Origin of the sequence: Flavobacterium anhuiense (assembly GCF_001705175.1) — a bacterium.
Taxonomy (GTDB): domain Bacteria; phylum Bacteroidota; class Bacteroidia; order Flavobacteriales; family Flavobacteriaceae; genus Flavobacterium; species Flavobacterium anhuiense.
This window is the reverse complement of the sequence record NZ_CP016907.1, coordinates 2,248,086-2,270,150: the sequence shown is the minus strand read 5'-3', so window position 1 is coordinate 2,270,150 and position 22,065 is coordinate 2,248,086. Positions and strand designations below refer to the sequence as shown.

The 22,065-nt window shown below is 34.1% G+C and carries 20 protein-coding genes; 9 read left to right on the top strand and 11 right to left on the bottom strand.

Translation table 11 applies throughout. The annotated features are described in order from the left end of the window. The first annotated feature begins 41 nt into the window (after positions 1-41). The 4 genes from BB050_RS09725 (at position 42) to BB050_RS09710 (ending at position 4,670) form a co-directional block, all read left to right on the top strand. Positions 42-1,172 carry a hypothetical protein gene (locus BB050_RS09725; protein WP_008465101.1) on the top strand — a complete coding sequence of 377 codons (1,131 nt, stop codon included), beginning with the start codon at positions 42-44 and terminating at the stop codon, positions 1,170-1,172. Positions 1,173-1,382: 210 nt separating this feature from the next. Further along, positions 1,383-1,721, top strand: a complete 339-nt coding sequence (locus tag BB050_RS09720; protein WP_008465102.1) for a T9SS type A sorting domain-containing protein — start codon at positions 1,383-1,385, stop codon at positions 1,719-1,721. A gap of 198 nt (positions 1,722-1,919) precedes the next feature. Beyond that, positions 1,920-2,900 (top strand): LuxE/PaaK family acyltransferase, encoded by a 981-nt coding sequence (locus BB050_RS09715; protein WP_066033435.1) that lies wholly within the window; start codon positions 1,920-1,922, stop codon positions 2,898-2,900. Positions 2,901-3,038: 138 nt separating this feature from the next. Next, complete coding sequence (locus BB050_RS09710) at positions 3,039-4,670, top strand: CARDB domain-containing protein (RefSeq protein ID WP_066033434.1); 1,632 nt, start codon at positions 3,039-3,041, stop codon at positions 4,668-4,670. Between the two features lie 79 nt (positions 4,671-4,749). On the opposite strand, the gene tyrS is transcribed toward BB050_RS09710, so the two are convergent. Beyond that, positions 4,750-6,045 (bottom strand): tyrosine--tRNA ligase, encoded by a 1,296-nt coding sequence (tyrS, locus tag BB050_RS09705; protein WP_066033433.1) that lies wholly within the window; start codon positions 6,043-6,045, stop codon positions 4,750-4,752. A 229-nt stretch (positions 6,046-6,274) separates the two neighbouring features. On the opposite strand from tyrS, the gene BB050_RS09695 reads away from it, so the two are divergent. Further along, positions 6,275-7,270: an NAD-dependent epimerase/dehydratase family protein gene (locus tag BB050_RS09695; RefSeq protein ID WP_066033432.1), complete on the top strand. Its 996-nt coding sequence runs from the start codon at positions 6,275-6,277 to the stop codon at positions 7,268-7,270. Here the strand turns inward: BB050_RS09695 and BB050_RS09690 are convergent. Genes BB050_RS09690 through BB050_RS09680 form a run of 3 tightly spaced genes read right to left on the bottom strand, consistent with a single transcriptional unit; the run spans position 7,267 to position 9,841 of the window. After that, a complete protein-coding gene (locus BB050_RS09690; protein ID WP_066033431.1) occupies positions 7,267-7,755 on the bottom strand; it encodes a DUF4296 domain-containing protein in 489 nt (162 codons plus the stop codon). The two genes, BB050_RS09695 and BB050_RS09690, sit on opposite strands and share 4 nt — an antisense overlap. 9 nt (positions 7,756-7,764) lie before the next feature. After that, positions 7,765-9,105, bottom strand: coding sequence for a dihydroorotase (locus tag BB050_RS09685; RefSeq protein WP_066033430.1), 1,341 nt, complete (start codon positions 9,103-9,105; stop codon positions 7,765-7,767). A gap of 10 nt (positions 9,106-9,115) precedes the next feature. Beyond that, a complete protein-coding gene (locus BB050_RS09680) occupies positions 9,116-9,841 on the bottom strand; it encodes a polyprenol monophosphomannose synthase (protein WP_066033429.1) in 726 nt (241 codons plus the stop codon). 106 nt (positions 9,842-9,947) lie between these two features. On the opposite strand from BB050_RS09680, the gene BB050_RS09675 reads away from it, so the two are divergent. The 3 genes from BB050_RS09675 (at position 9,948) to BB050_RS09665 (ending at position 12,120) form a co-directional block, all read left to right on the top strand. Next, positions 9,948-10,616: a DUF4271 domain-containing protein gene (locus BB050_RS09675; RefSeq protein ID WP_066033428.1), complete on the top strand. Its 669-nt coding sequence runs from the start codon at positions 9,948-9,950 to the stop codon at positions 10,614-10,616. Positions 10,617-10,630: 14 nt separating this feature from the next. Further along, positions 10,631-11,380: a uroporphyrinogen-III synthase gene (locus BB050_RS09670; RefSeq protein ID WP_008465120.1), complete on the top strand. Its 750-nt coding sequence runs from the start codon at positions 10,631-10,633 to the stop codon at positions 11,378-11,380. A gap of 269 nt (positions 11,381-11,649) precedes the next feature. Then, positions 11,650-12,120: an Lrp/AsnC family transcriptional regulator gene (locus BB050_RS09665; protein WP_008465121.1), complete on the top strand. Its 471-nt coding sequence runs from the start codon at positions 11,650-11,652 to the stop codon at positions 12,118-12,120. 171 nt (positions 12,121-12,291) lie between these two features. On the opposite strand, the gene BB050_RS09660 is transcribed toward BB050_RS09665, so the two are convergent. The 3 genes from BB050_RS09660 to BB050_RS09650 form a co-directional block, all read right to left on the bottom strand. After that, the gene (locus BB050_RS09660; RefSeq protein WP_066033427.1) at positions 12,292-12,978 is read right to left on the bottom strand and encodes a zinc metallopeptidase; all 687 of its coding nucleotides are present in this window, start codon (positions 12,976-12,978) and stop codon (positions 12,292-12,294) included. A gap of 102 nt (positions 12,979-13,080) precedes the next feature. Beyond that, the gene (locus tag BB050_RS09655) at positions 13,081-13,710 is read right to left on the bottom strand and encodes a response regulator (RefSeq protein ID WP_236940436.1); all 630 of its coding nucleotides are present in this window, start codon (positions 13,708-13,710) and stop codon (positions 13,081-13,083) included. 14 nt (positions 13,711-13,724) lie between these two features. Beyond that, a complete protein-coding gene (locus BB050_RS09650; protein ID WP_066033426.1) occupies positions 13,725-15,713 on the bottom strand; it encodes an ATP-binding protein in 1,989 nt (662 codons plus the stop codon). Positions 15,714-15,881: 168 nt separating this feature from the next. Here BB050_RS09650 and BB050_RS09645 point away from each other — a divergent pair, with 168 nt between their 5' ends. Further along, positions 15,882-16,283, top strand: coding sequence for a hypothetical protein (locus BB050_RS09645; RefSeq protein ID WP_066033425.1), 402 nt, complete (start codon positions 15,882-15,884; stop codon positions 16,281-16,283). Between the two features lie 71 nt (positions 16,284-16,354). On the opposite strand, the gene BB050_RS09640 is transcribed toward BB050_RS09645, so the two are convergent. The 4 genes from BB050_RS09640 to BB050_RS09625 all read right to left on the bottom strand — a co-directional run bounded on the left by BB050_RS09640 (position 16,355) and on the right by BB050_RS09625 (position 21,804). Continuing rightward, positions 16,355-16,951: a hypothetical protein gene (locus tag BB050_RS09640; protein ID WP_066033424.1), complete on the bottom strand. Its 597-nt coding sequence runs from the start codon at positions 16,949-16,951 to the stop codon at positions 16,355-16,357. Then, a complete protein-coding gene (locus BB050_RS09635) occupies positions 16,938-17,411 on the bottom strand; it encodes an RNA polymerase sigma factor (RefSeq protein ID WP_008465132.1) in 474 nt (157 codons plus the stop codon). Before BB050_RS09635 ends, BB050_RS09640 begins: the two co-directional genes overlap by 14 nt. A 1-nt stretch (position 17,412) precedes the next feature. Beyond that, positions 17,413-18,261, bottom strand: coding sequence for an alpha/beta fold hydrolase (locus tag BB050_RS09630; RefSeq protein ID WP_066033423.1), 849 nt, complete (start codon positions 18,259-18,261; stop codon positions 17,413-17,415). 483 nt (positions 18,262-18,744) lie between these two features. Further along, complete coding sequence (locus tag BB050_RS09625; protein WP_066033422.1) at positions 18,745-21,804, bottom strand: leucine--tRNA ligase; 3,060 nt, start codon at positions 21,802-21,804, stop codon at positions 18,745-18,747. Between the last annotated feature and the right edge of the window lie 261 nt (positions 21,805-22,065).

The window sequence follows — 22,065 nt, the reverse complement described above, 5'->3', positions numbered from 1 at the left end:
TTACTTTGCCTTGAATAAATAAAACAATAAAACACAACAAAATGAAAAAAAGTTTATTTGCAATGGCTGCAATATTAGGACTTACTTTGACAAGCTGTAGTTCTGATGATAATAACAAAAACACTAACAATAGTTCTTTTGTTTTAAAAGTTGACGATTTAAAAGGAGAAATTAAAGACGGTACAGTAACTTTAGATCCTACTCAAACTTATACTTTAACTGGAGGCTTAGTGGTTAAAGGTGGAGCTACTTTAGTAATTCCTGCTGGAACAGTAATCAAAAGTTCTCCTACTGCTGAAGCAACTTCTTTATATATCGCTGTAGAAAGAAACGCTAAAATTAACATCAATGGGACTGCTGCTAAACCAGTTGTTATGACTTCTGGAAAAGCATCTCCTGCTCAAAGTGACTGGGGTGGATTGATCATTGCTGGTAATGGTAAAGTAAATACTGGAGATAATGGTACTTCTGAAGTAGGTGGTTTAAGCTACGGAGGAAATGACAATGCAGATTCTTCTGGAAACATTAACTTCTTAAAAATTTCTTACACAGGTTCTAAATATACTGCTGAAAAAGAATACAATGGAATTTCTTTCTTCGGAGTAGGTTCTGGAACTATAGTATCTGATATTTACGCTTTCGAAAGTGGTGATGACGGAATTGAGTTCTTTGGAGGAGCTGTAAATGCTTCTAACTTAACAATCATTAACTCTTATGATGATTCATTAGATTTTGCTGACGGGTGGCAAGGTACTGCTACAAACGTATACATTAAAGGTGTTTCTAAAGCTGGTGTTGAAGGGTCTACTAACGCTAAAGATCCAAGTGGAGCTACTCCAATGACAAACGCTAAAATCAACAACATCTCTATCGTTAAAGGTGGGGCTACTTTCTTAGCTGACGAAAAAGCAATCAATTACAAAGAAGGTGGTGGAAAACAAACTTACACTAACGTATATGTTGCTGACGGAATGCCTGCTGCTCTTGCTAAATTATCTGCAGACGCAGGTGTAACTGCAAATCTTGCTGCTGGTAACTTTACTATCACAAACTATACTTTTGGAGCTTCTGTAACTGATTTTACGGGTCCTAAATTAGCTGGAACAACTACAGGAAACCTTGGAGCTGGTAACGGAGCTGAGTTACCAACTTGGGCTAACTGGACTAAATAATAAAAGTTAGATTCTAAAAATAGAAAAGCGGTCTGAAATATTTCAGACCGCTTTTTTTATTTTAGGATTCTTAGAGAGCGTAAAATCACACTTTTTCCTAATCACCTAGAGTCCATAATGTTAAAAACATCCTAAATATTTAGGATGTTTTTTTTTGGCGTCATTTTTGTAATTTTTTTTGTGTATATTTACGGTAATCAAATACATGCGATGGCAAAAAACTACTTTTATATTACTTTCTTATTGGCATTTTTCTTTACTCTTAGCGTCGCGGCGCAAGATAGTAAGCAATTACCAAAACCTCAAGAATCTACTTCTATTGAGGGTCTCAGCTTGTATCCTAACCCAGTGACAAACGGAAAAGTGTACATATCATCTAAAAACGATTTAGAGAAAGAAATTATTGTGTTCGATCTTTTGGGCAAAAAAGTATTGCAGGCGCATTTAGTATCAAAAGAATTAAGTGTTTCAGAACTGCCTCCTGGTGTTTATATCATCAAAATAAGCGAACAGAACGCATCGGCAACACGAAAACTCATTATAAGATAAAAAAAGCTCCTTTGGAGCTTTTTTCGGTTTACAGTCGCAGTCTCAGTTTTCAGTTTATAAACTTTGTCTAACAATGCGACCGAAAACCGTGACTAAACACTTCTTTCAATTATACCTTTTAGTAAAAATCCTCACCGAAACTGAGACTGAAAACTGAGACCGAAAACTAAAAAAAAGTATCTTTGCAAAAAAAAAGTTTTGATCACAGCCAACGATATCTTTACCATTTCAAGTCAGAAACAATTTGAAAAAATAGCACTAAAAGTGTTTCGTTTTCAGCATGAGAACAATAAAGTCTATCGCGATTTTTGTGATTTTTTAAAAATCAACCCACAGCAGGTAAAATCACTGCAGCAAATTCCTTTTTTACCCATTCAGTTTTTCAAAAGTCACAATGTGGTTTCTAATACAGATCCTGCACAAGTAACTTTTACCAGCAGTGGTACAACCGGAATGATTACCAGCAAACATTTAGTGACCGATATTTCCCTATATGAGGAAAGTTACCGCAAAGGATTCTCTCAATTTTACGGCAATATAGAGGATTACGTTGTTTTAGCCCTTTTGCCGTCTTATTTAGAACGAGAAGGCTCTTCGTTAATTTATATGGTTGAAGATCTGATAAAACTCTCTAATCAGCCTGAAAGCGGGTTTTATTTGCACAACCATGAAGACCTAATCAAAAAACTTCTTGAATTGGACGAAGCAGGGCAAAATGTAATCTTAATTGGGGTCACGTATGCTTTGTTAGATTTAATCGAAAAACATCAATTCAATCTTCAAAATACCATTATTATGGAAACTGGAGGAATGAAAGGAAAACGCAAAGAAATGATTCGTGAAGAATTGCACGACATTTTATGCAAAGGTTTTGGCGTTTCTTCTATTCATTCAGAATACGGAATGACCGAACTTTTAGCCCAGGCGTATTCTCTTGGCGAAGGTGTTTTTGAATGTCCTTCTTGGATGCATATTTTAGTTCGTGATCCTGAAGATGCTCTTACTTACGTGAATGATGGAAAAACTGGCGGAATAAATGTTATTGATTTAGCGAATATCAATTCGTGTTCTTTTATAGCTACGCAGGATTTAGGCAAAAAATATTCGAATAACTCTTTTGAGGTATTGGGACGTTTTGATAATTCTGATATTCGTGGCTGTAATTTGATGGTCTTATAAAAAAGATTTTTCACGTAGTAGAATCCAAACACCTTTTCGTAGGAATATACAGAATTTATTAACCCATTGTTAATATAAGAAAAATACTGTTTTCATATTTAAAATATATTTTTATTTCAAATTTTAAATATAATTCTTATGAAAAAAATTACTTTATTACTACTTGTATTCACTCGTATTGTAAGTTGGTCACAAACCTACAAATTTCATACATTACAGGATTTAGGCTCTAATGTTGAAATAGCGATTTCAACTGAATGCACTCAAAACACTTCGCCTGGACCAACTAGAGATTTTAATTTAAGACAAAACTATAAACTAGAAGTTGGTAAAATCTATAAATCCGATTTAATACAAGGATCAACATCAGGATCTCATTACTATAAAGTTTTATATGCCGTTGATTATTCACTTGACAAAGGAAGTGATATAGACGAACCAGCCTCTTTTGAACTGATTCCAGACTTGTGCAATGCATTATCTTGGAAATACATTAGACCTGTTTTATTAGGATCAACCCTAGAACAAGCTCAAAGCAACTATTGCGCAAATTTGACTGCTAACACTACTCGAGAAAGAGTAAATGTAAAAACCCAAAAACCTTTAAATATAGGTGAAGTTTATTTTATGGACTTCGGAAAAGGCGTAAATTACTATTTGATTACAGGAGCAAGTATCGAAGCTGGTGACAGCGAATATCAAATAGACCCAACAAACAGCAATACCATTTTTTCACCTGCAACATTAAATTGTCCTAAACCAGATTTACAAGCTAACGCTGTAGATTGCGGAACTGCAACAATGACTCCTGGAACTACTTTTACAGCAGTTTATTCTCTTAAAAACATTGGCGGTAGAGCATTTTCACCGTCTCACTGCTTAATTTACTTTTCTAAAGGCAATGCAACTCTAAGTGCTGATGATGTATTAATCACGGATATCACTTTAGACCCGCTAAATCCTAATGAAATTAAATACGGAACACCATCGATAACTATTCCTGCAAATATTAGCGGTGGTATTTACTATGCAATTATGCAATTAGTTAATAGTGAAGAGACAAATACTGGAAACAACATAGTTTCGTCTACATCGTCATTCATTATTAACCAGACAACAACACCAACAGGAAAACCAGATTTAGCTGTTGATCCAACTAACACGATTATTTTTAGCAACTGTTTTGATTGCAGTGCCGCTTTAAGTGATTTGGGAAGCAAAAGACACACAATAAACAATCAATCTGGAATTATCAATTTACAATCAATAACGATTAAAAACACGGGAAGTGTTGCCTCAACTCCTTCTACCCTTCAGTTTTATTTATCTTCAGACGGTGTTCTTGATTCTGCTGATATAAAATCTACATCTGGCGCAATCTCAATAGGTGCAATAAACCCTGGCGCTTCAATTTCTGTATCTAGATCAATTTTCTCTTCTGATTTTGGAGGATTAACAGTTACCGGAAATCGAAACATTCTTATTTCAGTTGACGATTCTAAAACAAATACAGAATCAAATGAAAACAACAATATAACACCTATACCTGTAACTTTCGTTAGTCCTTTTGCAAGAACAGCACAATCAAGTTCAGATACTGAAGAAGTTACTCAACCATACTCTATCAATGTTTTCAATTTTGATGGCCAAAAAGTATTGACTAAAGAAGTTAATTCTAAAGAAGAAGAGGATAAATCTCTTGACTCATTAAAAACTGGAATTTACATCATCAAATCAAATGGTGTGACTAGAAAAGTTCTAAAAAACTAAACTTTACTATTATAAAAAGAAAGGCATCCTTTTTTAGGATGCCTTTTTTATTTCAAATTAAAATATTTTGTTTTCGAAATTATACAACTCTAATCACAAAATAGTTTTTCTTTCCGCTTTGTAATAAAACGAATTGATTATTAATTAAATCATTTGCAGTTAAAACAAAATCTTCTTTTATTTTTTCTCTGTTTACAGAAATCGAGTTTGCTGTTAAAGCTCTTCTCGCCTCTCCATTCGATTTAAAGAAACCTGTTTTTTCGTTTAAAACAGTAATAATATCCAATCCGTTTTCTAAATCCGCTTTTGCGATTTCAGCTTGAGGGACTCCGTCAAAAACTTCTAAAAAGGTTGCTTCATCCAATTTTTTCAAATCTTCTGCAGTAGAATTTCCAAACAAAATGTTTGAAGCCTGAATTGCTTTCTCTAATTCTTCTCTATTGTGAACAAAAACAGTAATTTCTTCTGCTAATTTCTTTTGTAAAACTCTTAAATGCGGAGCTGTTTTATGCTCTTCAATTAAAGCATCAATAGTATCTTTATCTAAGAAAGTAAAGATTTTAATGTATTTCTCAGCATCTGCATCTGTTGTGTTTACCCAAAATTGGTAGAATTTGTATACAGAAGTTTTATCAGCATCTAGCCAAACGTTTCCCCCTTCAGATTTTCCGAATTTAGATCCGTCTGCTTTTGTAATCAAAGGCGTTGTTAAGGCGTAAGCTTTAGCATTCTCGCCTCCCATTCTGCGTACTAATTCTGTACCAGTAGTAATGTTACCCCATTGGTCAGAACCACCCATTTGCAGAATACAATTGTTGTTTTTATATAAATGATAGAAATCGTAACCCTGAATTAATTGATATGTAAATTCTGTAAAAGACATTCCCTCACCTTCTCCGCTAAATCTCTTTTTTACAGAATCTTTAGCCATCATATAGTTTACGGTAATTCTTTTTCCAACTTCACGTGCAAAATCGATAAAAGAAAATTCTTTCATCCAATCGTAGTTATTCACCATTACAGGTGCATTTGCTTCGGTTGAATTAAAATCTAAGAAACGAGACAAAACGCTTTTGATTCCGGCTACGTTTTTAGCCAAAGCCTCTTCGTCAAGCAAGTTTCTTTCATCAGATTTACCAGAAGGATCTCCAATCATTCCTGTTGCTCCACCTACTAAAGCGATTGGTCTGTGACCAAAATTCTTTAGGTGAACCAACAAAATAATCTGAACCATACTTCCGATGTGCAGTGAATCTGCAGTTGGATCAAAACCGATATAGGCAGTGGTTGCTTCTTTTAGCAATTGTTCTTCCGTTCCAGGCATACTATCATGGTATAACCCGCGCCATTTTAATTCTTCAACTAGATTCTTCATTTTTTAAATAATTTGCGCAAATGTAATCAATGTCAATGGTAATGACAAAAAAGTCTACTACTAAGGCACAAAGACACGAAGATTCACAAATAGTTTATTGCAAAGTCGCTAAGACGCAAATGTTTTTTCCATCTTATTGCTTTTGTGCTTTTGCAACTTTCCAACAAAAAACAAGAACTTTGCGACTTTGCGACTTTGTGGCAAAAAAACAAAAACTTATCTTTACCACATGATATTAGTAACTGGAGGAACTGGTTTAGTAGGCGCGCATTTATTGCTTCATTTAATCGAAAATGGGGAAAATGTTCGGGCAATTTACAGAACCGAAAAAAATATTCAGAAAACAAAATCGGTTTTTGATTTTTATAAAAAAGCCCACTTGTTTGAAAAAATCAATTGGCTTGAAGCGGATATTCTAGACGTACCTTCACTTGAAACTGCTTTTATCGATATCAAACAAGTGTATCACAGTGCCGCTTTTATTTCGTTTGATCCAAAAGATGAAGAAATCCTTAGAAAAACCAATATCGAAGGAACTGCAAATATGGTCAATTTTGCTATTGCTAAAGATGTAGAAAAATTTTGCTATATCAGTTCTATTGCTGCTTTAGGAGATATTGCTGCTCACGAAACGTATATTACAGAAGAAACAGACTGGAATCCTGAAAAACCACACAGCGATTATGCCATTTCTAAATATGGCGCCGAAATGGAAGTTTGGCGAGGACAACAGGAAGGTTTGAATGTTATTGTTGTAAATCCGGGAGTAATTTTAGGTCCTCCAAAAATGATGGATATTTTTAATGAAGGCAGCAGTGAAATTTATCGAAAAGTTTCAAAAGGCCTTTCGTTCTATACGCTCGGGAGCACTGGCTTCATTTCAGTTGATGATGTAGTCAAAATAACTATTCAATTGATGAAAAGCGAAATTAAAAATGAACGTTTCACGCTTATCTCTGAAAATATTGTTTTTAAAGATCTTTTAAATACGATTTCTGATGTTTTTAAAATAAAAAGACCTCATATTCATGCCAAACCTTTTTTAATGAATCTGTTGTGGATTGCTGACGGAATATTTTCAACTTTATTCTTTAGAAAAAGAAGTATTACCAAAGCAACAGCAAAAGCTTCATACTCAAAAAATCTATATAGTAACGAAAAAATAAAAACCGCTCTAGGAACGGTTTTTACTGATATTCATCTTTATATTAAAAGAGAAGCTTAAATCTCTCTTCTGTGTTTTCTTTGCGCCAATCTAATTGAGTCAATATTAATTTTCGGAATTGTTTTTCGAACTGAATCTTTTGAAACCTCTTTCAATTCTTTTGGTTTATTTTTATCCGCTTTAGCTGCTTTTTTCTCATCAATTTTAGCTAATGAATCCGCAGCTCTTTGATTGACTTCAATTCTTTTATTAACCTGATCGAACATATCTTTATAATTCTCATAATCAGAAGCATAATACATGTTGTTCTGTGCAAATTGAAGACTGTCAACTTTGTATTTTTTCAAAATAAACTTGGTCGGATCATTATCTATCGAATCCAAAGACAATGGTTTCTGATATCTCATGGCTTCCAAAAGAGATAGATCATACATAATATCAATCATTTTTTCCTTCTCAATAAGCTTTGCAGGCTCTTTTACCACATCCTTTTTACAGCTTATAGAAAGAAATAAAACCAATAGTATGACTATAAAATTCTTCATAGTTATTTTTTATCTGTCAAACAATAATCTTTTACCTGGTCTGGTATCTTTTACTTTGAAATTGTTGTAAACCAATTCACCGTTCACAAAAGTATGCGTGATTCTAGATTTGAAGGTATACCCTTCAAACGGAGACCATCCGCATTTGTATAAAATATTTTCTGGCTTTACGCTCCAAGGCAAACTTGGATTAACGATTACTAAATCGGCGTGATAGCCTTCTCTGATAAAACCTCTTTTTTCTATTTTGAAAAGTTTAGCAGGATTGTGGCACATTTTCTCCACGATTTTCTCCACGCTAATTTTTCCTTGATGATGCGCTTCAAACATAGCCACAACTGCATGTTGCACCAACGGACCTCCAGAAGGCGCATTCAGATACGACTGTTGCTTTTCTTCTTTGGTATGAGGCGCGTGATCTGTCGCGATTACGTCAATTCTTCCATCATTCAATGCTTTCCAAAGTTCTGCACGGTCATCAGCAGTTTTAACAGCAGGATTCCATTTTATGAAATTCCCTTTAGTTTTATAATCTTCATCTGTAAACCAAAGGTGGTGTACGCAAACCTCAGCAGTGATTTTTTTCTCTTCTAACGGAATTTTATTCGTAAACAATTCCATTTCTTTCGCAGTCGAAAGATGGAAAATATGCAATCTCGCTCCAGTTCTTTTTGCTAAAGCAACAGCTTTTGAAGAAGAAATATAACAAGCTTCTGCACTTCTGATCAAATTATGCGCCGTAACAGGAACATCGTCTCCGTATTGTTCTTTAAAAGCCGCAAGATTATTTTTAATCGTAGTTTCGTCCTCGCAGTGAACCGCAATTAACATTGGTGTGCTTGAGAATATTTTTTCTAAAACCGCTTCATTATCCACCAGCATATTTCCTGTCGATGAACCTAAGAAAATCTTGATTCCGGCAACATTTTTTGGATTTGTTTTTAAAACTTCTTCCAAATTATCGTTTGTTGCTCCCATCATAAACGAATAATTCGCAAATGATTTTTGAGATGCAATTTGATATTTATCTTCTAATATTTCTTGAGTAACAGCATTTGGAACTGTATTGGGCTGCTCGATAAAAGAAGTAATTCCACCAGCAACGGCAGCACGAGATTCCGATTCGATATCACCTTTGTGCGTCAATCCCGGCTCTCTAAAATGCACTTGATCGTCTATCGCGCCAGGCATTAAATAATTTCCTTCAGCATCGATGACAATACAATCTGAAGTTTTTAATGAAATGCTGTCTGCAATTTCAACAATCAGATCGTTTTCAATTAAAACATCACCTTCAAAAATTGTCCCTTCGTTTACAATTTTGGCATTTTTTATTAAAATCCTGTTCATTTCGGTTGGTTTATAATGAATTGACTAATTTTCGTAATCTAAGTGAAATCACTCCAAGAATAGCTTCTTTAATAATAGCATTGCTCATTTTAGAAACTCCTTTCGTTCTGTCTGTAAATATAATTGGGACTTCTGTAATTTGAAATTTAGCGCAGTACGTTCTGTACTTCATTTCAATTTGAAACGCGTACCCAACAAACTTTATTTTATTTAAATTGATTTTCTCCAGAACTTCTCTTTTGTAACACACAAAACCTGCAGTGGCGTCGTGAATTTTCATTCCAGTAATAAATTTCACATAAACAGATGCGAAGTAAGACATCAGAACTCGGCTCAATGGCCAGTTCACCACATTTACCCCTTTTACATAACGAGAACCAATGGCAAGATCTGCTCCGCCAAAATGGCAAGCATCGTATAATTTTTCTAAATCATTTGGGTTATGCGAAAAATCGGCATCCATTTCAAAAATAAATTGATAATCGCGTTCCAAAGCCCATTTAAAGCCATGAACATATGCCGTTCCCAATCCTGATTTTTTAGTTCTTTGCTCTAAAAACAGTTTTCCTGGATATTCTTCCTGCAATGCAATGACTTTTTTTGCGGTATGATCAGGAGAATTATCATCTATAATCAGCAGATGAAAAGATTTATGCTGCGAAAGTACAGCCCTAACTATACTTTCTACGTTTTCAATTTCGTTATATGTGGGAATTATGACAATGCTATCATTCATTTTTTCTCGGTAATTTCACCGCAAAAGTAAACTTTTTATAGCATTTGATTCATAATAAATATATAATAAAAGTATTGCATCAAAAAATTACTAATTTTGTAACGCTATGATTGAACAATTACATCCTCGAATTCTTGAAAACAAAGACTGGGCAACACTTTTATTTGTGCTGACCTTTGCTGTTGTTGCCATGACAAAATCGGCTTACGAAACAAGATTTAGTGAATTTAGTAAACTTATTTTTTCTGATAAATATGCTAAAATTTATCGAGACAACAGCCACATGAAAAACAGCTTTACGGTTGGTTTATTTTTTGTACAGGTTGTATCGTTTGCCTTTTTTATTCTGCTTACGATGAATATTTTTGGCTATGCTTCAAAAACCGATTGGCTTTTATTTATCCGAATTGCAACTTTTCTGCTTTATTTCATTTTAGGAAAATATTTAATCGAAAAAATTGTAGCGGCTTCTTTCAACATTGATGATTTCGTAGAGCTTTTTAACTTACAAAAAGTAACCTACAGGACGTATATAGGCGTTTTAATCCTTCCTATTAATGCTGTTTTGTTCTATTACAATAATATTCCGCAGATTATTCCGCTAGCAATCATAGGCATTTCCCTGTGTATTAGCGTATACTCTTACTTTATTTCAATTAAAACGTATCAAAACGTAATAATCGGTAAGTTATTTTATTTTATTTTGTATCTTTGCGCTCTTGAAATAGCCCCTTATTATTTTCTCTATTATTGGATAACAAAAGGGAGTGCTTAGAAAATATTTATAATATGAAAGTGAAAACAATTTTGGTGTCACAGCCTGAACCTAAAGTGGAGAATTCTCCTTACTTTGAGCTCCAACAAAAACACAAAATAAAAATTGATTTCAGACCATTTATTCATGTAGAAGGGGTTAGCGCAAAAGAGATTCGATTACAAAAAATCGATCTTAATCATTACACTGCGATCATTTTAACAAGTAGAAATGCTGTAGATCATTTTTTTAGAGTGGCTGATGAAATGCGTTACAAAGTTCCGGAAGGGTTAAAGTATTTTTGCCAATCTGAGGCTGTTGCGTTTTACCTTCAAAAGTATGTTGTGTACAGAAAACGTAAGATTTACGTTGGAGCAAAAGATTTTGCAGATTTATCTCCGCTGATTAAGAAGTACAAAGACGAGAAGTTTTTACTTCCTGCATCTGACCAATTAAATGCAGATGCTCCTGTTACATTAAACAGTCTAAAAGTAGATTGGGCACAAGCAATTTTCTACAGAACTGTAATGAGTGATTTATCTGATTTAGCAGATGTTTACTATGACGTTTTAGCTTTTTTCAGTCCGACAGGAATTAAATCATTGTTTAAAAATTTCCCAGATTTTAAACAAAACAACACCAGAATCGCCGTATTCGGAAGCACAACGCAGAAAGAGGCTCTAGATCATGGTTTAAGAATTGATATTCTTGCTCCAACTCCTGAAACACCTTCTATGACAATGGCTTTAGAAAAATACGTTGCAGAAGCAAACAAAGGAAAATAATCCTTTTTAAAAATATTCAATTTTTAAAATTCCAAATTCCAAGTCAAGCACTTGAAATTTGGAATTTTTCTTTTTATGGTTTATTAGATACGTCGTCTCCCCCTGATTGAAACCACGGGTTATGTTTGAAATTTGAAATTTGGAATTTGGTTTTTGGTTTTTGGTTTTTGGAATTTCAAAAATTTGGAATTTCCTATTCTAATGCATTTTAACTACATTTGATTTCTATTGATAACCCAAATCTTAAAAATAGTTTCAAATTATAAGTTATGAAAATCAACTCCCTTTTAATTGAAATTGACGGAATCGACAAAGAAATACTCCGCTATCTCATGGACGATGCCCGAAAGCCAATCTTACAAATTGCTAATAAAATAGGAATTTCAGGCGCAGCAATTCACCAGAGATTAAAAAAGCTAGAGCAATCTGGCGTTATTTCCGGATCTAAATTTACCGTAAACCCAAAAGTCCTAGGATATAACACCATGGCCTTTGTTGGTGTTTATTTAGACAAAGCTTCTCGAAACTCTGAAGCTGTAAAAGAACTTAGAAAAATTCCAGAAGTTTTAGAGTGCCACTATACAACAGGAAACTGGTCAGTTTTGATTAAAATTATCTGTCGCGACAACGAACATTTAATGCAACTTTTGAATACAAAAATTCAAGCCATTGAAGGAGTTTCTAGAACTGAAACTTTTATCTCATTAGACCAACAGATTGATAGGCAAATACAGCTTTAGAATTAGAAAATGTGCCAATTTAGTAATTAGATAATTTTACTACATCTGTCACCTATAAAGGCTTCGACTCCGCTCAGCCAGACAAACTAATAAAAACACAAACCCCGAAAGATTTTAAAATCTGTCGGGGTTTACTATAAATTATCTAATGACTAATTATCTCAATTAAAATTAGTTCCTTCTGCTTCCAGAATAAATCGATATATAGTACAGCAACGTTGCAATAGAACCAATTGCCGCTACTACATAAGTTCTTGCTGCCCATTTTAAAGCATCTTTTGCTCCAGCTTGTTCCTCTTGAGTCAACATGTGTTTATTTTCTAACCAAGCTAACGCACGGTTACTTGCATCATATTCTACAGGAAGCGTAATGATCGAAAACAAAGTTGTTGCCGCAAAAATGATAATTCCAATTAATAATAATCCAGGAAAAACTTTAATCATAAGAATTCCAGCAATTAAAATCCATTGTACAAAATTGGAAGCGACGCTTACAATCGGCACAAGCTTAGAACGCATAGTCAGCCATTCGTAACCAATTGCATGCTGAACTGCGTGACCACATTCGTGCGCTGCAACTGCGGCCGCGGCCGCGTTACGGTGGTTATAAACCGCTTCACTTAAATTTACTGTTTTATCTGATGGATTATAATGATCTGTTAACTGACCTGGTGTTGAAATTACGCGAACATCTGTAATTCCGTTATCGGCAAGCATTTTTTCAGCGATTTCGCGGCCGCTCATTCCGTTTCTCAATTGCAATTTCGAATACAACTCAAATTTACTCTTCAGCTGCGAGCTTACCAGCCAGCTGAACAACATTATAGCTCCGGCAAGAATTAAATATCCTGATCCCATTTTTTTCTGTTTTTAGATTGATTTTTAAATTTACAAAACAAACTGCAAATTGCGAACCATTTTAACAAAATGCCATTTTGACATCATTTCAGCACTTTTGACTTAATTCAGCATGTTGTTTTTGAGCAGAAAAGCGATTAACTCTGCCACATTTTTCATTTTATATTTTTGAAGAATATTGCGTCTGTGGGTTTGAACAGTTAAAAAACTCAAAAACAAATCATCGGCAATTTCCTGAGTAGATTTCCCTTGCGAAAGCAACAGAGCAATATCACGCTCTCTTCGGCTCAAACCTGGAATTCTTTCTAAATCTTCAGATAATGGCTGGCTAATTATGGTTTTCACTTCTTCACTAAAGACAATTTCGCCATCAATTGCTTTGTAAATGCATTCTTTAAACTCATCAAAAGAAGCATTTTTGAGTATATATCCGTTTCCTCCATTCTGGATAAATTGCATGACCAAACTTCTTTCAGACTGGCTGCTCATCCCAATAATTACAATTTTCGGATGTTTCTGCTTGATGGTTTTACACAGATCAACTCCATTTATTACAGGTAGAAAAATATCCATCAAAATCAAATCGACTTTATGGTCTTCGATATAATCTAAAAGCGCAATTCCAGATTCAAATTTCTCTACAATTTCTATATTATCTAAATCCGACAGCAAACCTGAAATTCCAGAAATCACAATCGGATGATCGTCTACTATTACCGTTTTATACTTCATAATCATGATTTGAGTTATATTTTTATTTCGATATAAGTTGAAGTTCCTTTGCCAATCAAAGAATCAATTTCCAGTTTTCCATTTAAAAAAGCCACTCGGTTTTTTATATTCCGCAAGCCCATTCCATCTCTTTTTTCTGCATGTTCAACATTAAAACCAATTCCGTTGTCTTCTACCGTAATAAAAAACACATCTTTATTCTGCGAACAGGAAACCAAAATTTGTGATGCTTTGGCATATTTTAAAGCATTGTTCAGAAGTTCTTGAATGATTCTGAAAATCATAATTTTAAAATGTTGCGGCAAAGTTGTCTTTTTATTTAAATACTGAAATTCTATTGCTGTTTCAGCTGTTGAATGTGAAGCGCATAAATCTCGAAGCGCATGCTCAAGTCCAAGTTTCATCAAACTTTCTGGCATTAAATTCTGAGAGATATTACGAAGTTCTTTGATCGAATCATTCAATAAACCATTAATATTCGGAGCATTTTCTTTATTCTCGCGATCGGCAAGATTCAAATGCATTTTAAGCCCCGAAAGCATACTTCCGAGCCCGTCATGTAGATCTCTTGCAATTCTTTTCCTTTCAATTTCTTCCCCTTCAATCAAAGCATTCGAAACCGATAATTTCTGTTGATTTTCTAATGCTTCCAGTTCTTGTTTGTGATTAACTTCTTTTTGGAAACTTATTTTTTTCTGATAATTATTCCAGCTCCATAAAAACAAAACTGCCAAAAACAAAACAAACGAAAGCACCGCAAAAAGCAGCATATTCAAACGGTTGTTATTGACCTGCAAAACCGCTTTTTCATTTTCCGACTGCAGCAGACCAATTTTCTTTTCACTTTCCGCTTTTTTATACTTCGCTTCAAGCTCTACAATTTCGCTTTTCAGTTTCGCATCGTTTAAACTATCATTTATTATATTGTATTTATTCGAATAATAATACGCTTTCGGATATTCTTTAGTCGCATTATACACCTTAGATAGCTCTTTGTAATAATTCTTCTTATCGACAATAAAAGGCGTTTTCTCTATCAAATATTCCAAATTGCTTTTGGCTTTATCATAATTTTTTAGTTTGAAAAGCACTTCATATTCTGCAAATTTTAATCGGTTTACTGCAATGGCATTCTGATGGCTTTCTGCCGATTTTATCCCTTTTTCAAAACTTACCAATGCTTCATTGTGCTTATTTTGCTTGGCATAATAAATCCCTTCCGAATAAAAATAAGAATCATTTAAGTTTGATGTTGGGTATTTTTCTAAAGTTGCATAAGCTTTGTCCAAAATTTCTTTGGCGTCGTAAAAATGTTTCAGTTCAACTAGATTCTCAGCATTTATAATATACGTTTCCATCTTAGACTCTGCTAATGTTGCCGATTTCTTAGTAGCACTTTCAATATATTTCTGAGCTTGATCTAGATATTCTGCTGCTTTTTCGCGTTCATTATTATTCATAAAAATAATCGCGACTGCTTTGTTTAATGCACTGATCAATTCATAATCTCCACTTCTTTTAGCAATCGGAATCGCCTCATTTACCAGCAGTTTCATATAAGCGTTTTCATTATTCTTACGCTGCTGCATTATCCCATAATTCTGAAGTATTACGGCACGAAGTTTATAGGCTTCTTTATTTCGGTATTTTTTCAGTTTTGTATTGGCTTCGAGCAAAGCTTTTTCAAAACCTTCCAAATCGCCTTTTTCTATAAAACTATAGGCGTTATAAAAAATAGAGGCGTCTTTTAGAAAAGGAAATTTAGCTTTAAGCTTATTGGCTTGTTCAAGATATTCTTTAGATTTTTCAGCATCCTGCGCCATTAAAAACAGTTTTGATAATCTAAAACTATTCAAACTTTTGACACTGTCTAACTTTGTATTTTTTGTGATTTTAACAATACTGTCAATATAAACAGTATCATCATCTAATGAAAGAATTACTTGTGAATTGGAAATTGCACTAAAAAATAAAAAAAATAAAAAGGCGTAGAGTTTCTTCATAAATGTGGCATTTACCCAAAGTTATTAAAGCTTAATGACTTTCGAAAAGAAATTGATTGCTTTTACCTGATATCAGGTAAAAAAAAATACACTTTATCAGGTATTGCCGTCCCGTAAGTAAGGGTCTAATTTTGTTATGAATCAGATTATTAATTAAAAGAATATATTATGAAATCAATTTTGAAAACCTTAGCAATCGTAATGACTCTTGCTTTTACAGCAGTTTCTTGCAGCAGTGATAACGACGATAACAACTCAGCTCCAGCATCAAGAGATGTAAAATATGAAATCACTGGTAATTATACTGGACAACTTGATGTAACCTATATGGAAAAAAGTGGTGCTCCGCTTATCGAAGATGTTCCTTCATTACCATGGACTAAAGAATTTACTGCCGATGCAGATTCTGAGGGTGCGTTAGTGCACACAAGCGGTTACGGAGGAGTTGCTGGACAAACTGTGACAGCAAAAGTTTATGTGGGAGGAAAAGTAGTTTCTGAGTTAACAGGAAAAGCAGATAGTGAAGGAATCATTGTTGTACATCCTAAAACATATATTTTTCCCAGATAAATCTTACTTTAAAATTTTAGATTTTTGTTTTTGGTAAAAGAAAGCTTCGCAATTGCGAAGCTTTCTTTTTTTTATGATTCCAACTGATGATTAACTTCTTCAAATTTTTCAATCAGACTATTAATTTTTTCTTGTTGTTTTTTGGTTTGTTTTGGATGGATATACAACCAATTAAACAACATCCATAACAATGTAATTCCATAAGTTAAAATAGCCATCCAAGCTGTCATCCTACTTGCATATTCATACATATACAAACAAATTCCAATAGTTAGCAAAACAAAATACAAAGCCATCAATTTCGTCTGCATGAAGTTTTGTTTCTTTTTAATTACAATCAAATTTTGCAAATACTCCTGATTGGTTTGATTTGCTTCTATATTTTTATAATTGCCTAATAATTTGTTGTAGACCATTAAATAAATCACCATTGCCAAAATCACCAAAACAATTCCGATTTTAGTCGAAATAAATTGCGGCTGATAATAAAACCAAACAAAAGCAATGAAAGCGCTGGTTCCTAAAAGCAGAGTGTTCGTAAGCCATAAACAACGCAGTCCAGTTTTTTTAAACTTATTTATTCGTGCCAGCAAATCGGTTATATCTGGCTGACTTACGGATTGTTTTTTCCATAAATCTTTAAAATCTATATTATTATCGTTGTCCATTTTCTTTAAATTTTTGAGTCAGTTTTTCTTTAATTCTATGAATTTTCACTCTAACATTTGCTTCAGAAAGACCTACAATTTTAGCAATTTCATTTTGTTTGATATCTTCTAACTCTAACGAAATTATAATACGATCGGTTTCTGGAAGCTCAGCGATACATTTATACAAGAATTGAATCTGAGGTTCTATTGAGGTTAGTTTTTCTTCTGAAAGATGAACAGGAAGTTCAGATTTCGGAAAACGTTTTTGCTTTTCTATCTGTCTCAGACAATTGTTGGAAGCAATTCTAAAAATCCAGGTTCCAATAGAAGATTCATTTCTAAACGTTTCCAATTTCTGCCAGACAATTATAAAAGTTTCCTGAGCCAAATCCTGAGCGGCGTCATAATCGTTTACGAAACCCATGCAAAGCCTGAAAATTCGATCCCAATAGGTTTTATATATTTGTTCGAATTCCATCTTATGCTTTTATAAAATTGTTTAACTGCTCCATGTACCAAGCGGTATCGTCGTACATAATAAAATGAAGCCCTTTGTTAGCGTACTTAAAATTAGCTGTTTTCAAATTTGCATATTGTGTTTCAATTGCGGGTTTTAAATTTATAAAATAAGATTCTAATAAAACTAAAGACGGACATTTTACCTGTGCGATTTTCGCTCTTAAATCGGTATTGTAAAAGTCACAATATATTTGCCCAAAAGTATTTCGGTCCGATTTTACGCTCCAGCCAATAACCATCTCCAATTTAGATTGATCTTGCAGAAGTCTCGGCATCATTTGTTTCTGCATATCGTAAAATTGAGTTTCGTTCATTCCCGTCATTTGAGCTACCATTGGCGAACAATCATTATTTTCTTTTGATTTAAAAGAAGGATCGCTCAAAGCCGCCAGACACGGAAGCGCATCGACAACAACAATTTTTCCTATCAATTCTGGATAATCGGCTGCAATGGCAAGTGCCAATCCTCCGCCCATACTATGACCAATTAAGATTGGCTTTTCGATTTTATTGTCTTTTATATAAGCAGCGATTTCGTTTTTCCAGTTTTCAAATGATGGATTCGGCTGTGGTTGTATTCCAGCGAAACCCGACATTGTAAGTGTATAGCAAGTGAAGTCTTTTTCGAATGCGATTTTAGTGTCTTTCCAAACTTCGCCAGAAGAAGCAAATCCCGGAATGAAGATTATAGATTGTTTTCCTTTACCAGTTTTAATTACTTCAAAAGGATATTGTTTTGTTTGTGCAAAAACATTTAGACATAATGCTGAGAATAAGAATGCGATAATTAAGATGATATACTTTTTCATTTGTAATAGTTTTAAGTTGTTAATTAAATCGGATCCATGCTTTTGATACGACAACTATTAAAATGTTACAAAAGTTTTTAAATTTTTAATGAATCCCGACAGCTATCGGGACCAAACTCCAATGTTGGTACGGGTTTTTAACCGCAAAGTGCGCGAAGATTTTTCGGAAGGAACGCTAGATTTTTTGCTCGCAACGGCACAAGGTCGCAAAGTTTTTTCCACAATATTGTCATTTCGACGAAGGAGAAATCTTCGCGAGTAGCTCTACAAAGATTGGCTTATTGGAACGGAGTTACTTACGAAGATTTCTCCTTCGTCGAAATGACAAGATTAAGGAGTTTCTTTGCTTTATTCTGCTTCAGATTGTACAAATCAATTCGTGAAAATTCGTGTAATTCGTGGCAAAAAAATAAGCACAAAAAAAATCCCAAACTCCAATCGTAAAATTGGAATTTAGGATTTTTATATTGAAAATTAATTTGGCTATCCTACCAAATTGATAATTTTTCCAGGAACGATAATCACTTTGTTTGGCGTTCTTCCGTCCAAGTGTTTTTGAGTTCTTTCGTCTTTCAATACGATTTCTTCGATTTGTTCTTTGGTTAAATCCAAAGGCAATTCGATTGTGAAACGCATTTTTCCGTTGAACGAAACTGGATATTCTTTGTTAGTTTCAATTAAATGTTTTTCCTCAAAAATTGGGAACGAAACTTCAGAAATTGAAGTTGTATGTCCTAACTGTAACCATAATTCTTCTGCAATATGCGGCGCATAAGGCGAAACCAAAATAGCCAACGGCTCTAAAATTGCTCTTGAATGACAATTTTGAGAAGACAATTCATTTACACAAATCATAAACTGAGAAACCGAAGTATTGAAAGAGAAATTCTCAATATCTTCTGCTACTTTTTTGATGGTTTTATGCAATGATTTCAAATTGTCTTTTGTTGGTTCGTCGTTGTTTACGATTAATCCATTCTCATCAAAGTACAATTTCCATAATTTTTTCAAGAAACCAAATACTCCAGAAATTCCAGCAGTATTCCAAGGTTTTGCTTGTTCTAAAGGCCCTAAGAACATTTCGTACAAACGCAATGTATCAGCTCCGTATTCTGCGCAGATATCATCTGGAGTAACTACGTTGTACTTCGATTTCGACATTTTTTCGACTTCACGGCCTACAATGTATTTTCCGTTATCATCTAAAATAAATTCTGCATCAGCATAATCTTCTCTCCAAGATTTGAATTTTTCAACATCTAATTCATCGGAAGAATTAACCATTGAAACATCAGCATGCAATTGTGAAGTATTAGTACCACTTACCCAATGAGCTCTATTAAGTTTATAAAAATAATCATTTAAATCCGAAGCTAAATTCTCGTACTTCTTTTTAGAAATTAAAACTATCGAATCTGCTTTATAAGTATGAGAAGTTACATTTACATCTTCAAAAACTTCCGAATTTTTATATTTAAAATGAATTCCCTCATAAACAATTACTGGTTCAATTTCTTTTACATCTATCCCTTTTTCTTGCACTATAATATTGTCTACTCTATAAACAAAAGCACTAGTTCCCAAAATCATTCCCTGATTGATCAGTTTTTTAAATGGTTCTTCAGTTGGAGCAAAACCTTTGTCTTTTAAGAATTTATTCCAGAAACGAGAATACAACAAGTGACCTGTTGCGTGCTCACTTCCTCCAATGTATAAATCTACATTTTCCCAGTAAGCCAAAGCTTCTTTAGACGCAAATTCATTTTCATTGTGCGCATCCATATAACGCATCCAATACCATGAACTTCCTGCCCAACCTGGCATGGTATTCAATTCTAAAGGAAAAATCGAAACATTGTCAACTAAATCTGTATTGACAACTTTGTTTTGTTTAGTATCCCAAGCCCAAACCGCAGCATTTCCTAATGGAGGCAAACCGTCTTCAGTTGGTAAATACTTTTCTACTTCTGGAAGGATAATTGGCAAATGCTGAGTCTCAATCATTTTTGGAAGACCATTCACATAATAAACTGGGAATGGCTCACCCCAATAGCGCTGACGAGAGAAAACTGCATCACGCAAACGGTAATTTGTTTTACCCGTTCCCTGACCGATTTCTTCTAATTTTGCAATTGCTTTTTTAGTTCCTTCTTTATAATTTAATCCGTTTAAGAAATCAGAATTTGCGATTTCAACGTTATCTTTTGATCCATACGCCGCTTCAGAAATATCAACATTTGCGAAGATATTTTTGATTTCAGGCATTCCTTTCTGGCCTTTAAAGAAATTTGCAAATGCGTAATCTCTTTCGTCTCCGCAAGGAACCGCCATAACAGCACCAGTTCCGTAACCAGCCAAAACATAATCACCAATCCAAACTGGAATTGGTTCTTTTGTAAACGGATGTTCAGCATACGCTCCTGTAAATACTCCAGAAATCGTTTTTACATCAGCCATACGCTCACGCTCGGAACGTTTCGCTGTTTTTTCAATATAGGCTTCAACTTCTGCTTTTTGTTCTGGAGTTGTAATTTTAGCAACCAAATCATGTTCTGGGGCCAAAGTCATAAAAGTTACTCCGAAAATTGTATCAGGTCTTGTCGTAAAAACCTCGATTACTTCATTGTGATCTTTCACATTAAAAGTTACCAATGCTCCTACTGATTTTCCAATCCAGTTTCTTTGAGATTCTTTGATAGACTCACTCCAATCAATATCATTTAAGCCTTCAAGCAAGCGTTCGGCATAAGCAGAAATTCGCATGCTCCATTGTGTCATTTTTTTTCTTATAACAGGAAAGCCTCCACGTTCAGAAACTCCGTTTACAATTTCGTCATTTGCCAAAACAGTACCTAAGCCTGGACACCAGTTTACTTCGGTTTCTGCCAAATAGGTTAATCTATATTGTAAAAGGATTTTCTCTTTTTGATCTGCAGAATAAGAATTCCATTCATCAGCCGTAAAAATTGCTACGTTATCATCGCAAACTGCTTCTACTAATGCATTTCCGCTTTCTTCAAAAACAGTCACAAGCTCTGAAATATCAAATGCTTTTCCTTGTTTTCTGCAATACCAAGAATTAAACAATTGGATAAAAATCCATTGTGTATGTTTATAGTAATCCGGATTTGAGGTACGCACTTCACGCGCCCAGTCAAATGAGAATCCGATTTTGTCTAATTGTTTTCTGTATCCAGCAATTTGTTTTCCTTCTTTGTCAACACCACCGTCAATGTTTACACGTGTAGTATCTTCTGGGCGTTGCCCTGTCTGAATTGCATATTGTTCTGCAGGTAATCCGAAACTATCATACCCCATTGGATGCAAAACATTGAATCCTTGATGTCTTTTGAAACGAGAATACACATCTGAAGCAATATAGCCCAGTGGGTGCCCAACGTGTAATCCTGCTCCAGACGGATAAGGAAACATGTCGAGAACATAATGTTTCGGCTTTTCAGAGTTGTTTTTTGCTGCAAAAGTTTGATTTTCTGCCCAATATTTTTGCCATTTGGCTTCAATTTCGTTTGGATTGTACTTCATTTCTAAGTGACTAAGATTCTAAGTTACTAAGGTTCTAAGCTTTTCACTAAATTAATTTAGCCGCAAATTTACATTTATTGCGGATTGTAGCAAAGCTATTTCGGTGACAAACAAATAAAATAATAAATTACTTATATAGGGTTAAGTAAAAACACGCAATATTACCATTAGAAATACGTACTTAATTTATTTTTGCCACAGATTAAAGGATTTACAAAGATTTAAAAATCATTTTTAATCTCTGGCAACTTTCTAACTTAC